Raw genomic sequence first — 14,725 nt, forward strand, 5'->3', positions numbered from 1 at the left:
TAATCTATAGGGGATCGTGACGCCCATAAGCCGCGGGTGCAAGGCGTCGGAGATTGTAAGAATTTAAATGATAAAATCAGAGGTCGAGACGACTACGAATCCTTCGCGTCGGTTGACCCACTCGATGCCGCAGATGGCTTACAAGCAGCGCGCCCGCCACCTCATGAGCCGAAACTATACCGGTACACTTGACGAGGCTTCAATGGACTGTGATATTACAATGACTTCCAATCGAAGATACCGCCGCGCCGTCGGAAAAAAATGGAACTCCCAAAAATATGTCCGCCGACCGCTGGTAGAGCTGACACGACAGCCGCCCCTCCGACACGTAGAACTGGAACAGGCAATGGCAGGGCGGCAGCGCCATGTCGTCAACCTGTGCAGGATTCCAGGCTGTGACGATGTGCCGGCGCGAGTTCGGGTTGACCTTCAGGTTCTCGATCAGGTTGGCGATCTGATCCACATGACCGCCATCAGGCGTCGGCCATGAGCGCCACTGATATCCGTAAACCGGACCGAGATCGCCTTTTTCGTCCGCCCATTCATCCCAGATGGAGACACCATTCTCCTTGAGATAGGCAATGTTCGTCTCGCCCTTCAGAAACCACAAGAGCTCATGGATGATCGAGCGCAGATGAAGCTTCTTGGTGGTGAGGACCGGGAAACCCTCGTTCAGATCGAATCGCATCTGGTAGCCGAAGACCGAGCGGGTACCGGTCCCGGTGCGGTCGCCGCGGTCGGCGCCAGTCTCCATCACGTGCCGGAGAAGGTCGAGATACTGCTTCATAGGTCTTCCGCCGATTGGTCGAGATCGTCCTACATAATAGCACGAAGCCTACTCACCAATCACCTCCCCGTCACCGGCGCGGCTTTTCCAAGCTTTTCACGTTGATGATAGGAATATGACGAGACCTCTTTTCATCCGGTTCGCAAACCCCTATATCACTCGTGCCGGACTTCGGTTCGGATATGGCGATAAACGGTCGATGAAATAAGCCTATTGGACCCGGGGGCGGTACCCGGCGCCTCCACCACAAACCGGTCGTTCAATCTGGACCGGCTTGTGATGGGGGCGAAATAGGATCGACAAGGGTGTAAAGATCGAACTTTTGCTCGGCATGATACCGCCGTTATCGGGTCACAAGTGTAGTTGCAAATGACAACAACGCTAAGGGTTACGCTCTCGCTGCCTAATGGCGGTGCGGGAAACCCGAACTAAGTCCTTACGGTTAGCCCCGTAAGGCGGGGTCCGGAGGCACCTGGCAACAGAAGCCTTCACCTTCGCTCCCCGGTGGAATATCATGACATGACTCGACGCCGAAGCGGACTTCCCCGCGGGCGCGTCTCGTGACATAAGCGGCGTTTGAAGAGCAATAGAAAGACAGGATCGCATGGGGCAGGATCACATCCGCTACGATATTCTGGCACAGGACGCCCTCCGCGGCGTTATCCGCAAGGTTTTGTCCGAGGTCGCGGCAACCGGCAGACTGCCGGGTGACCACCACTTCTTCATCACATTCCTGACCGGCGCACCCGGGGTACGAATCTCTCCGGCGCTGAAGTCGAAATATCCGGAACAGATGACGATCGTCGTCCAGCACCAGTTCTGGGACCTCAAGATCACCGACACGCTGTTTGAAATCGGCCTGTCGTTCAACGATACGCCGGAACGCCTGGTCATCCCGTTCAACACGATCCGCGGCTTCTACGACCCGTCCGTGAATTTCGAACTCGAGTTCGAAGTGCCGATGGTCGAGGAAGGCGAAGTTTCTGCCGAGATCACCGCGATCCCGGTCGATACCACGCCAAAGGTTGTGGATGCGGATGCCGCCACCGGCGAGGACAAGAAGGAAGGCTCCGTCGTCTCCCTCGATTCGTTCCGCAAGAAGCAGTAGGCAGACACGATGTGCGCCGAGATCGTCAACCTTCGGCAGTTTCGCAAAGGCAAGGCGCGTTCGCAAAAGGACGCGGCTGCCGAACAGAACCGCATCAGCTTTGGCCGCACCAAGAGTGAAAAGCAGCTGACGACGGCCCTCAACGAAAAAGCGGGGAAAACCCTCGATCAGGGTAAGCTCGAAAAGCCTTCTCCGGAAACGGACGAACGGCGTTAAGGCTTCGTTAGGCTGACTCATGGCAACGGCTTGACCGTGCGCATGCGACATCCTCAATTGCGCTCCATCAATCACCATGAGGGTGACGGGGCCTACACTTGATCCGAAAACATTCTGCGACCCTGCACGGTCATCGAACGAGTTTTTCGCTGGAAGATGAATTCTGGCATGAACTGAAATCCATTGCTGCCAAACGCGGCATCAGTCTGGCCGCCTTGATCGCCGAGGTCGACGACGGTCGTTCGGGAGACAACAATCTTTCCTCTGCACTCCGCCTGCATGTGCTGCGCTGGTTCAAGACCTCGCTGGCAGACTGTCTTGCCGGGCGCCAGCCAGGCGCTGACGGTCAGCGTCCTCCCGCCCCCCATTTGCTCTGATCAGCGTGCCGCCGCACTCACGGCTGCACGCCCGGCAAACTTGGGTTTGAGGAGCGACCCGTACCCGAAGGCTGCTCCTGGAAAAGGTCGCCGGCGGGTGGCATCGTGAACGGCGCCGGCGCCGATGGCTGCTGGTTCTGCCTTTGGATTTCCCGTTGCCGCTCCTGCTGGAGCCGGGCTGCTTCAGCGCGCCTTGCTGCCTCCTGCCGTTCGGCTTCCTGGCTTCTGCGTTCTGCCTCCGCCGCCTCCTGGCGTGCCCGCTCCTCGGCCTCTGCCTTGACGCGTGCCGCCTCCCGTTCCACGCCACGAAATGTGTAGAGCGCGACTTCGCGGCGCAGCCGCTGTTTCTCGAGCACGCTTGCCTGCAGCGTCTCGACGCGGCGGCGTTCCTGTTCGAAGGCACGCAGTGACAGGAAGTTTGCCATTGCGGCCATATCGATCCGCCGGTCCGGCTGCTCGAGCGATCCGGAATAACCGAGCGTGACAGTCGGTTCTCCCCCCGCCACAGCCTCTTCACCCGCATCGTAACGGACCGACAGCCCGGCATCGATGCGGCCATCGACAAAGTCGAGCACGCCCTCAGCCGAGACCTGTGCGGCGCCGGCCGTTGCGGTAAAATTCTGAACCCGTGCGGCGCCGCCGGTAATCGTCATCGGAATGGTGACGGACCCGAGCCGGGTTGTCCCTTTCAGGACCTCAGTTGTCACGATCGGTTGAACCGCTGCCTCGTTGACCTCGCCCTGCAGCCTGTCGGCACCGGCAAGAGTTGGCGAGAGCGCATCCGGATTGATCCCGGCAATCTCGAAATTCTTTAGGCGAATCTCGCCGGAGCCGCTGACGCCATGCATGAGTTCGTCCATGCTCTTGCCCGTCGCCTCGATGCTGACAGTGCTGTCCAGCTTGCCAGCCGCGACCGGTGTGCCACCCTTCTGCCAGACGAGCGGCGCGAGGTCGGCGTTTTCGACCTGCAGCTTTGCCTGGACGATACCGGTCGCATCGCCGTTCGACATCATCAGCCGTCCGGACAGCTTTCCGCCCTGCCAGGTTCCGGACGCGTTGTCGATCGTCAGACCACCGGCTTTGCCGTTCACCTTGCCCGAAAAACCGGTGATTGTTCCAAGCGCATCCGCCCGCAGCGTTTTTGCCGACAGATTGATGCCGACATCCGTTGATCCAATCAGCGGCGTGGCGAACGGCGTCTTCGATGGGGCGCCTGTCACGCCATTCTCCATCGGCCCGAATACCGCCTCGCCCATCCAGGCAAGATCGATCGTGTCGACAGACATGTCGCCGGTAACAGGCAGGCCGGGAGCGCGGCGATCGGCGGATAGCGACCCGCCGACAGTGTTTCCGGCAAGATCGCCACTGAGGCCAGAGACTTTCACGGCATCTGCCGAAAGCTCGACATCAGCCGCGAGATTGACAGGCAGTCCGCTGCCGAACTGCGGCAGGCTGACACCGGTGACCAGCAGATAGGGCTCGATATCGGCGCTCTTGAGCGACACCCGCGCCCGCCCTTCGCCAAATCCGGCATTCTGGATATTCACGTCGCCGGCCATCAGCAGCGACGTCTTGGGCGTCGTGAAGCTCAGTTCGGTGGTGGCCGCGTGCTGTTCCTTTTGCTGCAATGTCAGCGCCAACCGTCCCGCGCCGTCACCATCGAAAGGCAAGGGATCGAGACCGGCTTGACCCAGCAGGACCGTCGCCTTCGGGTTGGCAAGCGATGCAGACAGCGTCATTGCGTTGCCGGCCGTGAGATCGAAGATGCCGGGCAGCTTCAGATCGGCATCGACCGTGCTGCCATTCGCCTTGCCGCGCAGCTTGATATTGGCACCGCCTAGACCGCTGCCGCCAAGCGAAATATCGGCGATCAGATCTGAATCCGCATACCAGCTGCCGTTGCGGGCCAACCGGTCGAGCAACGGATGATGCGGCAGCCGATCCCGCAGCATGGTGATGAAAGACGTAGGGTCCGGTGAACGGAAACTCACCGACCCGGTCCCGCCGTAGGAAACCAGCGAGCCCTCGAACATGCCTTTGGCGGACAAGGTGGCACCCTCGATATCTCCGACAGTCAGCCGCTCCAGCGACAACACGCCCTCGGCCACGCTAAACGCGGTATCGACCTTGGTTGCGACGACGCCTAGAGCCGTCAGCCGGTCGGCCTTGAGGCTTGCTGCGACCCGGTGATCCAGCACGTCCTGACCGGCATCGTCGCCGGTGACCAGCGACGCGAGCGCGCGCATCGCGTCGATATCGATCTCGTTGCCGGCAAGCGCCATGGAAAGGCTTGGCGCCTGGCCATTCGGCGACTGGCGCTCCAGCCGACCCTTAAGCGTTGCAGGCCCTATCCCAAGTTCCAGAGCTTCGAACCTCTGAAGTTCCGGCGTGAGGTTCACCTTGGCCGAGAAGCCGGCGTTTTTCAGCTGCCTTATCGCAGGATCAACGCTGCCGGACAGCCAGTCGGCGAGACCTGACGGCTGTGTCGAGGCAACCAGCATGTCGCCGACAAAGGCGGTTCGGTTTGCAAGGTTGAGATTGCCCTTGGCCTCCAGCTGGGTGCGGCCCGGCAGGGTGGCAGTCACATTGTCGACGGCCCAGCCGCGCCCGGCCGGTCTAACGTCGAGATGGATGTCGCGGATCGTTGTGTCGTTGAAGACGATCGCCGGCAGCTTGAGGTTGACCCGCCCCGGTACCTGCGGGATCGGGATCGATGCAACCATCTGCACGAAGGCATTGAGGCGACGCTGCGCGGAGGCGGCCGGATTGCGACCCGTCTTTGCCTGCGGCCCTTCGCTCAGGCGGTTGACGTCGATCTGCTGGCCATCGGCCGTCAGCAGGAATTCCGGCTTCGGCCCTGTATCGAGCGTTGCCTCGCCGGTGACGATGTAAGGGTTTTCCTTCGGACCGACTTCGACCCGGTATTGCGGAATGCGGGCGCGCTCGCCGGTCAGCTCGAAATCGCCGGACACGCGCGGACCGGGCGGCGGCGCCTTGACCGGCTCGGACTCGTCTTCTTCCTGCAGGAAGGCAAGGTTGAACTTGCCATTGTAGCTGGGCTTGTTGTCGACCGCGGCAAGTTCGCCATCGAAATCGACCACGACCGGATGGGCATCCGGCCAGACGCGAAGCCGCAACGGAATCTGCCGTCCCTCGGCAGCGGCTTCACCGCTTGTCAGGCTGAAGCGGGCCTCCTGGCCATCCAGCACCGCATTGCCCTCGCCCCGCCATGGCCCGGCAAGCGTCCCCGCCGACAGGTCGGTGGACAGTCCGGTCATGTGGCGGACCTGGCCGTTGCGATCGTCGATGATCTCGATTTCGCCACCCATGATATGGACGTCTTCGAGAATGACGCTGCGGGCCGCGATCGTCGGGCGACTGCCGCGCAGCCATTCGAACGTGCCGTCCTTCAGGATGCGGAAGCGAACCTTCGGCTTGTCAATGCGCATATCGAAAATGCGGGCCTCGCCGGAGAGAAACGGCGCGAGTTCCATATCCATCGAGAATTGCGCCACCTGCACGAGCGGCTGGCCATCGACGTCCTGGCCGACGCGCACGTCATGCAGTGTAACCGACGGAAATGGGAGGATCCGCGCATCGACCGAGCCGTGGACGGCGACCTTCTTGCCGAGCAGACGGCTGGCCTGATCCTCGAAAGCGACGCGGAAGCTCGACCAGTCGACAAAGAACGGCACCAGCAGCGCCGCAAACAGCGCTGCCACGACCAATCCGCCCAAAGCCAACATGATGCGTCCGAGCACCGGCCTATCTCCCTGTTTCTACGGCAAGAGTAGTTCCACGCGCCGGACTGGCAAGTCAATCATTGGGGAGTGTTATTCCGCGATGCGGAAGATCTTTCCCGGATTGAAGAGGTTTTGCGGATCAAAGCCTTTCTTGATCGACCGCATCAGCTCGACGGCACCGCCCAGTTCCTCGTCGAGATAGGACATCTTGCCCTGCCCGACGCCGTGTTCGCCGGTGCAGGTTCCATCCATCGCGAGAGCACGGCGGCTCAGGCGTCCCGTAAACGCCTCGACATTGGCAACGGAAGCCGGATCCTTGTCGTCGAAAAGCACGAGAACATGGAAATTGCCATCGCCCGCATGGCCGACGATCGGTGCCAGAAGCCCCGCATCGCGAATATCGGCCTGGGTCTCGGCCACGCATTCCGCCAGCCGCGAAATCGGCACGCAGACATCGGTGGAGAGCCCATTCAGCGACGGATCGAGCGCGCGGCCGGCCCAGTAGGCATTGTGGCGGGCGTTCCACAGCTTGGTGCGCTCTTCGGCATTGGCAGTCCAATGGAACTCGTCGCCGCCACAGTCGGATGCGATCTCGGCGAACTGTTCCGACTGGATGCGGACCGTTTCCTCGGTGCCGTGGAATTCGAGAAACAATGTCGGCTTCTCCGGGTAGGATAAGCCCGAATAGGCATTGCAGGCGCGGATCTGCACGTCGTCGAGAAGTTCGATACGGGCAACCGGAATGCCCATCTGAATGGTCATGATGACGGCATCGCAAGCGGCCTCGACGCTCGGGAAGGCGCAGACGCCACCGCCGATCTTTTCCGGAATGCCCTGAAGCTTCAACGTCACCGACGTGATCACGCCGAGTGTCCCTTCGGAGCCCACGAAAAGCCGGGTCAGATCGTAGCCGGCCGAGGATTTGCGGGCACGACGCGCGGTGCGGATCTCTTCGCCATCTGCGGTAACGACCGTCAGCGCCAGGACATTGTCCTTCATCGTGCCGTAACGCACCGCGTTGGTACCGGACGCACGGGTCGACGCCATGCCGCCGATCGTTGCGTTGGCACCGGGATCGATCGGGAAGAACAGGCCGGTATCGCGCAGTTCGCGGTTCAGCTCCTCACGCGTCATCCCCGGCTCGACGGTGACGTCGAGATCTTCAGGGCTGATGCGAAGAACCTTGTTCATGCGGCTGAAATCGATCGAAATGCCGCCGGAAGGCGCATTGACCTGACCTTCGAGCGAGGAACCGACGCCGAACGGGATCATCGGAACCCGGTGTTCGGCGCACACCTTCACCACGGTCTTCACGTCGTCGCTCGTCTCGACGAACACGACGCCATCGGGAAGCTGGCCCGGAAGATAGGTCGTGGTATGGGCATGCTGTTCGCGGAACGACTGGCCGGTCTGGAAACGCTCGCCGAAAGCCTGTTTCAAGATCCCGAGGACCGCGGCAATGCCCTCCTCGTTCCGTTGGCCTGCCTTCACGTCGCGAATTGCCATGCTACGTCTCCTCAAGATGCTACGGCTTGGTTAGGAGACACGGCAAGGTTTGTCCAGAACGAACAACCCCGCATCGGTACGGTGGGGCCTATCGCGCGAAGCGGCGAGCACCGGCGACGCAGAGGATGACGGCGAGCGTGACTGCGATCATCATCGGGCTGATGCTTTCACCAAGAAGCAGGGCGGCAAGCACGAGGCCGAAGAATGGCTGCGTGAGTTGCAACTGGCCGACCGCCGCAATGCCGCCCTGCGCCAGCCCGCGGTACCAGAAGATGAAACCGATCAGCATGCTGAACAGCGAGACATAACCGAGGCCAAGCCATGCCGGGGTGCCGATCGCTGAGAAATCCGACGGCAGCTGCGTAACCGTGATGACGATCATGACAGGCAGCGACAGGACGAGCGCCCAGCAGATCACCTGCCATCCCCCGAGCGTCCGCGACAGGCGACCACCTTCCGCATAGCCGAGGCCGCAGACGAGAACCGCGGCAAGCATCATGCCGTCGCCGAAGGGGGACGCCATCACGCCCTGCGACAGCGCAAAGCCTGCAACGCAGGCGCTTCCGGCAATTGCGAAGACCCAGAACGCCCGCCTCGGTCTCTCTCCACCGCGCAGAACCGCAAAGCATGCGGTCGCGAGTGGCAACAGACCGATGAAGACGATCGAATGGGCCGATGTCACGTGCTGGAGTGCCAGCGCAGTGAGAAGCGGAAAGCCGACCACGACGCCGAGCGCAATGACCACAAGAGACACAAGGTCGCGGCGCGACGGCCATTTTTCGCGGAAGACAAGGAGAATGCAGAGCGCGAGGATGCCGGCAATCGCGGCACGGGCAACGGTTAGAAAAACCGGATCGAACTGCGTGACGGCAACCCTTGTCGCCGGCAGCGAGCCGCTGAAGATGATCACGCCGATCATGCCGTTGATCCAACCTGAAAGAGAACGATCCATAAGCCTGCACACCCTCACCGAAAACCTTCGATGCTTATGCGCGCAAGCCTCTGGCAGAGACAGTTACACTCAGGTACGATTTGACAAAACTGTAATGGTGCATGAGGCAGTACGGATGGACCTGGGGACGCAAGGTGGGCAGAAGGTCGCTATGGTCGTTTCGACCATCCGGCAACGGATTTCCGGGCGCAGCCTTGTGCCCGGAGCAAAGCTTCCCTCCGTGCGAAGCCTCGCGGCAACGCTGAAAGTATCCACCTCCACGATCGTCGATGCGTATGACCGGCTGGCGGCAGAGGGCGTGATCACCTCCCGCCCCGGCTCCGGCTTTTACGTTGCCAACCAGACGGCGCCGCTGTCGCTCGCGCAGATCGGTCCGAAGCTCGACCGCGCCGTCGATCCCTTGTGGGTGTCGCGGCAGTCGCTCGATGTCCGGCGCGATGGCCTGACGCCTGGTTGCGGATGGCTACCGCCATCCTGGTTACCCGACGAGACCTTGCGGCGATCGCTTCGCACACTGTCCCGCGGCGATACGGCACCGCTTACGGACTACGGTTCTCCACTCGGCCTGATGCCGCTTCGGAGCCTGATTGCGCGCAGAATGGGAGAGCGCGGCATCGAGGCTTCGCCCGACCAGATCGTGCTGACCGATTCCGGCACCCAGGCGATCGACCTTCTCTGCCGGTTCCTGATCGAGCCGGGAGACACGGTCCTCGTGGACGACCCATGCTACTTCAATTTCCAGGCGATCCTGCGCGCTCACCGAGCCCGGATCGTCGGCGTGCCCTATACGCCCAACGGGCCCGATCTCGACGCTTTCGCAAACATCCTCACTGAGCACCGCCCTCGCCTCTACATCACCAATTCGGCGGTCCACAATCCGACCGGGACAACGCTTAGTCCCGTCACCGCGCATCGCGTTCTGAAACTTGCCGAACAGTTCGGACTGACGATCGTCGAGGACGATATCTTTGCGGATTTCGAGCACACGCCGGCCCCGAGGCTGGCCGCCTTCGACGGTCTGGACCGGGTCATTCATATCGGCAGCTTTTCGAAAACGCTGTCCGCTTCGTTCCGCTGCGGCTTCATCGCCACTAAGCGGGACTGGATCGAGGGTCTGACGGACCTGAAGATCGCGACCTCGTTCGGCGGACCGTCGCTTGCGTCCGAACTGGTCTACCAGGCGCTGAGCGATGCCAGCTACCGCAAGCATCTGGACACGATAAGGGGGCGACTTGCCGGCGCGAGGGTCGAGGTGTCGGGAAGGCTCAGAGCGATCGGCATCGTGCCGTGGATCGAGCCGCAGGCCGGCATGTTTCTGTGGTGCCGGTTGCCGGACGGCCTCGATTCCGCCGACGTCGCGCGGGCGGCACTGAAGCACAACATCGTGCTTGCTCCTGGCAATGTCTTCAGCCCGTCGCAATCAGCGACGGGCTCCATGCGCTTCAACGTGTCGCAATCGCTCGATGGCCGGATCTACGACGTCCTGAAGCAGATTTTCGCCGACATGCGGAACCCCGAAACCGTTGCCTGAAGGCAAGCCCTTACTCGGCTGCCATCAGCTGCTGCTCTTTCGTATCGTTGGCGCGTCCCTTGCGGGCGCTTTCCAGCTCGTCCTGCAGCCGCTGTTCCTCGTGCACCTGTGGCTTGGAGAAGCGGGCGATCAACAAGTATGCGACGGGGGTGATGTAGAGCGTCACCATGGTTGCCATGCCGAGGCCACCGACGATCACCCAGCCGAGCGCGATACGGGCTTCGGCACCGGCGCCCTTGGCAAGAACCAGAGGCACGCCGCCGATCACGGTCGCGATCATCGTCATCATCACCGGTCGAAGACGGATCGCGCACGCCCGTTCGATCGCCTCGCGGCAAGACGCGCCCTCGTTGCGCAGATGGTTGGCGAACTCGACAATCAGAATGCCGTTTTTCGCCATGACCCCGACAAGCAGCACAAGCCCGATCTGGCTGTAGACGTTGAGACTGGAGCCAGTCAGAACCAAGGCGAAGGCAGCACACGCTAGTCCCAGCGGCACCGTGGACATGATGATGATCGAAGACAGAACGCTTTCGAACTGCGCCGCAAGCACCAGGAAGATGATGGCGATGGCAAAGCCGAATGTCAGCGCCATGCCGCTCGAGTTTTCCTTGAGTGTCGCAGCCTCTGCCAACGGTATCAGACGTGATCCAGCTGGCAGGAGCGGCTGCGCGAGCTCGGTCGCCGCCTGGACCGCTTGACCGAGCGAGACACCGTCCTTGAGGCTTGCCGAGAAGGAGACTGCCGCAAGCCGTTGTTCGCGGTTGAGCCTCGGCGCCACGGCCCGTTCCTCGAGCGTCGCGACGGTGGAGAGCGGCACCATGCGGCCATCCTTGGCCTTCAGAAAAATGTTCTCGAGATCCGTCGGGTCATCGATCGGACGCGTCGTCGATGTCAGCTTGACCGGTGTCGCCTCGCCGTCGACAAACACGTCCACCACAGATCGGCCTTCGAGAAGAGACTGCAGCGACGTGCCGAGATTCGTGATGTCGATTCCGAGATCCGATGCCCGCTCACGGTTCACCGACACGAAGATCTGGGCCTGTGTCGGCTCGTTGTTGAGACGCGGCGTATCGAACAATCCGCTCGCGCGAAGCTGGTCCACCAGTTTCAGCGCGGCGGCCGTCAGCTCTTCATGATTGGTGCCGACCATCGCCATCTGCAACCCGTTGCCGGCACCGCGGATACGCAGACTGTTCTGCTGCGTCGCGAAGGCGCGAAGCGAGGGCACGGTCGCGGTGGCCGCGTTGATATCCCGGACGATATCGGCCTGGCTGCGCTCCCGCTCGGACCAAGGCGCGAGGGTCAGAACCATGAAACCGTTATTGGTGGCGCCACCCTGCCCCGAGATCGAATAGATGTTCTGGATCTCGCCGGACGCCACGAGCGGCTGCAGTTTCTCTTCGATCTGCTGCAGCTTGTCGCGCATATATTGCAGGCTGATGCCTTCGGGCGCCGTCGCCCGCAGCATGACCATGGCCCGGTCTTCCGGCGGGGTCAGTTCGCTCTTGACCGTCTTGAAGGCCATATAGCCAGCACCGCCGAACAGCAGCGCGAAGACGATGACGATCGCCGGCGCGCCAAGGCAGGCATGCAGCGTCACCCGGTAGAAATTGGCAAACAGCGTTCCGAACCGGCCAAGCAGGCCGTCGTTCTTTTCCTGTATCGGCTTGGTCAGCATGCGCGACGCAAGCATCGGGCAAAGCGTCAGCGCCGTGACCGAAGACAGCGCGACGGCAAACGCCAGAACGAAACCGAACTCGCGGAACAGGCCACCCATCTGGCCGGGCAGAAACGACAGCGGAATAAATACGGCGGCAAGCGTCGCGGTCGTCGCCAGCACTGCGAAGAAAACCTCCTGGGTGCCGATCACGGCTGCCGCGCGCGGACCTATGCCTTCCGATCGTCGTCGCACGATGTTTTCAAGAACGACGATCGCGTCATCCACCACAAGGCCGGTCGCAAGAACGATCGCCAGCAGCGTCAGAATGTTGATCGAAAACCCGACGGCATAGATTGCGACCAGCGTACCGATCAGCGCCACCGGCATGGTCAGCGCCGGGATCAGCGTCGCCTTCCAGTCGCGCAGGAAGAGATAGATGACGGCAATGACGATCGTGCCTGAGAGCGCCAGCGCGATCTCGACCTCGTGCAGCGCGCCTTCGATGAAGACCGCATCGTCACTGGTGATGGCAATGCGCGTGCCCTCGGGCAGCGTCTTCTGGAGATCGGCGACGGCGGCCCGTACACCTTCCGAAATGCTGAGCGTGTTCGATTGCGCCTGGCGCAGCACGCCGAGACCGACGCCCGGAACGCCGTTCGATCGCAACGCCGTCGTGCCGTCGTCCGGCCCCAGCATCACGGTTGCCACATCGCGCAGCCGGACATTGTTGCCCAGCATGACGTTTTCGAAATCTTCGGGCTTGGTCAGGCTCGCCGTCGCGCGCACGACAATGTCCTGCGTCGAGGATTCCAGCGACCCGGCGGGCACGTCGAGGGCAGCCGTCGATAGCGCCTCGGAGAGGTCTGCAATCGTCAGCCCACGACTGGCAAGCGCCGTCTGGTTCACGTCGACGCGGAAGACCTTTTCCTGGTCGCCGTAGAGTTCCACGTCAGCGACGCCGTCAACCGACGCAAGCCGGTCGGACACCTCGTTATCGACGAGAAGCGTCAGGTCTTCCATCGACAACGAGTTGGACGTAACGGCAAGCCGCATGATCGGCTGGCTGTCGGAATCGGCCTTGATGATGCGCGGCTCGTCCACGTCGTCAGGCAACTGGCCGGTGACACGACCAAGCGCATCACGCACGTCGTTGGCGGCCACCGCAAGATCGGCGGTGTCGTTGAATTCCAGCGTGACACGGCTCTGGCCGAACTGCGATTCCGATGAAACGGCCTTGAGGCCGGCGACCCGGGCAACCGCGCCCTCGATGATATCGGTCACTTCCTGGTCCATGGTCTGGGCAGAAGCGCCGTCATAGGTGGTGCGGATGGTGATGACCGGCTGGTCCACATCCGGCAACTCGCGCACCTCGACGCCGGCAAGAGCGGCAAGGCCTGCGACGACGAGGAGCGTGTTGAGAACCGCGGCAAGGACCGGCCGCCGCACAAAGAGCGCGGTGAAACTGTTTTTCCCGGACGCATGGCCCGATGGGTGAGACGATGAATTGTGGTTGGAGTTTCCGCGATCGCTGCTGCTCATCGGCTGGCAACCTCCGGCGGTTTTTCACCGGCAATACGAACGGCACCGTTTTCCCGCACCCGCTGGAGCCCTTCCGTCGCCACGACATCACCAACCTTCAGATTGGCCGAGACGAGGATCGAATCGGGATTGCGCTGGATCACCCTCACCCGCTCCTTGACCGATTTGTGATCGACGATATGCCAGACGAACGAGCCTTTCGCATCCCACTGGACTGCAAGCGGATCGACGCTTGGAAAGGTCTCGCCCGGAAACCGCATCGTCACGCCGAAAGACATGCCGGCGCGGAGTTCGTCATCAACATTGGGAATTCTGGCACGAATGCGGATCGTACGGCTTGCCGGATCGACCCTGTTGTCGACGGCCTCGACCGCACCCTCGAAGGTGCGGCCTGGACGCGAGACGGAGGCGGCCTCGACCGGCATGCCAGGCTTGACCTGAACCGCGAAACGCTCCGGCGCCCAGAAATCCACCAGCAGCTCGGTACGGTTGTCGATCGTCACGATATTGCTCGCGGTCGTGACGTTGTCACCGATATTGACCGCGACGATGCCGACGATCCCATCGATTGGCGCAACGACCGAGCGACGCTTCAGCGCCAGTTCGGCGTTGGTGACCGTCAGCTGCGCCGTTTCGGAGGCGATCTGCGCGTCGAGCACGTCGAGACGGGAGAAGCTCTTGAGGTTCCGGTAAGTATCAGATTTCTCACGCGCACTGCGCAACACCACCTGCGCCTGATCGCGCAGGATGATTTGCTCGTCGTCATCGAGCTGCGCAAGAATCTGGCCCTTTTTGACCATGTCGCCGGATTTGACGAGGATCTCGTTTACGGTGCCCGTCGCCTGCGGCATCACGATAACCGACTGGATCGCCTCGCCGTCACCGATCGCCGACAGTCTGTCATTGACCACACCGGTTCCGACGGGTCTGGTTGCAACCAACACCACCTGGCTCTCACCGCCGCCCCGCTGCCCGCCGCGCGATGACGAAGCCGGTGCGCCCGCAACCGTTGCGGCCGCCGGCTCGGCGACATCAGGATTGATGGAAATCACCACTCCTGCGGGAACGCCCATCGAAATCAGTGACCGCCCGGCATCTGCCGACAGGTAGACCCAGAGACAGAGCCCTCCGAGCAGTACCGCAACCGACATCAGAAGCTGGTTCCAGATCCGCATTCATTCCTCGCAAGTCTATCGATAAGTGGTGCAAGTATCCCCGTTTCGCGCCCAACTGGCAAGGTCGAGGAACCTACCTTACTGTTTTGTAACATCACGCGATTTCACGGATGTGTCAGAGCTTCAAC

General features: G+C 61.8%; 9 protein-coding genes, 1 other RNA gene and 1 pseudogene. 5 read left to right on the plus strand and 6 right to left on the minus strand.

The window, feature by feature from the left end; translation table 11 throughout:
* Positions 1–259: 259 nt before the first annotated feature.
* Positions 260–787: pseudogene (locus ACQY1K_RS10205) on the minus strand (thymidylate synthase); the annotation flags it as partial.
* A 124-nt stretch (positions 788–911) separates the two neighbouring features.
* Here ACQY1K_RS10205 and ssrA point away from each other — a divergent pair.
* From ssrA to ACQY1K_RS10225, 4 genes are all read left to right on the plus strand, one after another.
* Positions 912–1,280: a transfer-messenger RNA gene (gene ssrA, locus ACQY1K_RS10210) on the plus strand.
* Between the two features lie 111 nt (positions 1,281–1,391).
* The gene (locus ACQY1K_RS10215; RefSeq protein ID WP_062456270.1) at positions 1,392–1,895 is read left to right on the plus strand and encodes an SspB family protein; all 504 of its coding nucleotides are present in this window, start codon (positions 1,392–1,394) and stop codon (positions 1,893–1,895) included.
* 9 nt (positions 1,896–1,904) lie between these two features.
* Positions 1,905–2,111, plus strand: coding sequence for a DUF4169 family protein (locus tag ACQY1K_RS10220; RefSeq protein WP_113167506.1), 207 nt, complete (start codon positions 1,905–1,907; stop codon positions 2,109–2,111).
* Positions 2,112–2,209: 98 nt separating this feature from the next.
* Positions 2,210–2,488, plus strand: coding sequence for a ribbon-helix-helix domain-containing protein (locus ACQY1K_RS10225; RefSeq protein ID WP_430257279.1), 279 nt, complete (start codon positions 2,210–2,212; stop codon positions 2,486–2,488).
* Positions 2,489–2,505: 17 nt separating this feature from the next.
* Here the strand turns inward: ACQY1K_RS10225 and ACQY1K_RS10230 are convergent, their stop codons facing one another.
* The 3 genes from ACQY1K_RS10230 to ACQY1K_RS10240 all read right to left on the minus strand — a co-directional run bounded on the left by ACQY1K_RS10230 (position 2,506) and on the right by ACQY1K_RS10240 (position 8,689).
* Entirely contained in the window at positions 2,506–6,234 is a 3,729-nt protein-coding gene (locus ACQY1K_RS10230; protein WP_430257280.1) for an AsmA-like C-terminal region-containing protein, read from the minus strand.
* Positions 6,235–6,321: 87 nt separating this feature from the next.
* Positions 6,322–7,737 (minus strand): FAD-binding oxidoreductase, encoded by a 1,416-nt coding sequence (locus ACQY1K_RS10235; RefSeq protein ID WP_430257281.1) that lies wholly within the window; start codon positions 7,735–7,737, stop codon positions 6,322–6,324.
* A gap of 88 nt (positions 7,738–7,825) precedes the next feature.
* The gene (locus tag ACQY1K_RS10240; protein WP_430257282.1) at positions 7,826–8,689 is read right to left on the minus strand and encodes a DMT family transporter; all 864 of its coding nucleotides are present in this window, start codon (positions 8,687–8,689) and stop codon (positions 7,826–7,828) included.
* A 94-nt stretch (positions 8,690–8,783) separates the two neighbouring features.
* On the opposite strand from ACQY1K_RS10240, the gene ACQY1K_RS10245 reads away from it, so the two are divergent.
* Positions 8,784–10,220, plus strand: a complete 1,437-nt coding sequence (locus tag ACQY1K_RS10245; RefSeq protein WP_430257283.1) for a PLP-dependent aminotransferase family protein — start codon at positions 8,784–8,786, stop codon at positions 10,218–10,220.
* A gap of 10 nt (positions 10,221–10,230) precedes the next feature.
* Here ACQY1K_RS10245 and ACQY1K_RS10250 read toward each other — a convergent pair whose 3' ends face one another.
* Both ACQY1K_RS10250 and ACQY1K_RS10255 read right to left on the minus strand, forming a co-directional pair.
* Positions 10,231–13,422 carry an efflux RND transporter permease subunit gene (locus ACQY1K_RS10250; RefSeq protein ID WP_430257284.1) on the minus strand — a complete coding sequence of 1,064 codons (3,192 nt, stop codon included), beginning with the start codon at positions 13,420–13,422 and terminating at the stop codon, positions 10,231–10,233.
* Positions 13,419–14,597 (minus strand): efflux RND transporter periplasmic adaptor subunit, encoded by a 1,179-nt coding sequence (locus tag ACQY1K_RS10255; RefSeq protein WP_430257285.1) that lies wholly within the window; start codon positions 14,595–14,597, stop codon positions 13,419–13,421. Before ACQY1K_RS10255 ends, ACQY1K_RS10250 begins: the two co-directional genes overlap by 4 nt.
* Between the last annotated feature and the right edge of the window lie 128 nt (positions 14,598–14,725).

The organism is Neorhizobium sp. IRS_2294, from assembly GCF_050500145.1.
Taxonomy (GTDB): Bacteria; Pseudomonadota; Alphaproteobacteria; order Rhizobiales; family Rhizobiaceae; genus Neorhizobium; species Neorhizobium soli.

What these genes read in the sequence shown, in the direction of transcription:
- ACQY1K_RS10215 (WP_062456270.1), top strand. Translation starts at nt 1,392, where the DNA reads ATGGGGCAGGATCACATCCGCTACGATATTCTGGCACAGGACGCCCTC.
- ACQY1K_RS10220 (WP_113167506.1), top strand. Translation starts at nt 1,905, where the DNA reads ATGTGCGCCGAGATCGTCAACCTTCGGCAGTTTCGCAAAGGCAAGGCG.
- ACQY1K_RS10245 (WP_430257283.1), top strand. Translation starts at nt 8,784, where the DNA reads ATGGTGCATGAGGCAGTACGGATGGACCTGGGGACGCAAGGTGGGCAG.
- ACQY1K_RS10230 (WP_430257280.1), bottom strand. Translation starts at nt 6,234, where the DNA reads ATGTTGGCTTTGGGCGGATTGGTCGTGGCAGCGCTGTTTGCGGCGCTG.
- ACQY1K_RS10240 (WP_430257282.1), bottom strand. Translation starts at nt 8,689, where the DNA reads ATGGATCGTTCTCTTTCAGGTTGGATCAACGGCATGATCGGCGTGATC.
- ACQY1K_RS10255 (WP_430257285.1), bottom strand. Translation starts at nt 14,597, where the DNA reads ATGCGGATCTGGAACCAGCTTCTGATGTCGGTTGCGGTACTGCTCGGA.
- ACQY1K_RS10250 (WP_430257284.1), bottom strand. Translation starts at nt 13,422, where the DNA reads ATGAGCAGCAGCGATCGCGGAAACTCCAACCACAATTCATCGTCTCAC.
- ACQY1K_RS10235 (WP_430257281.1), bottom strand. Translation starts at nt 7,737, where the DNA reads ATGGCAATTCGCGACGTGAAGGCAGGCCAACGGAACGAGGAGGGCATT.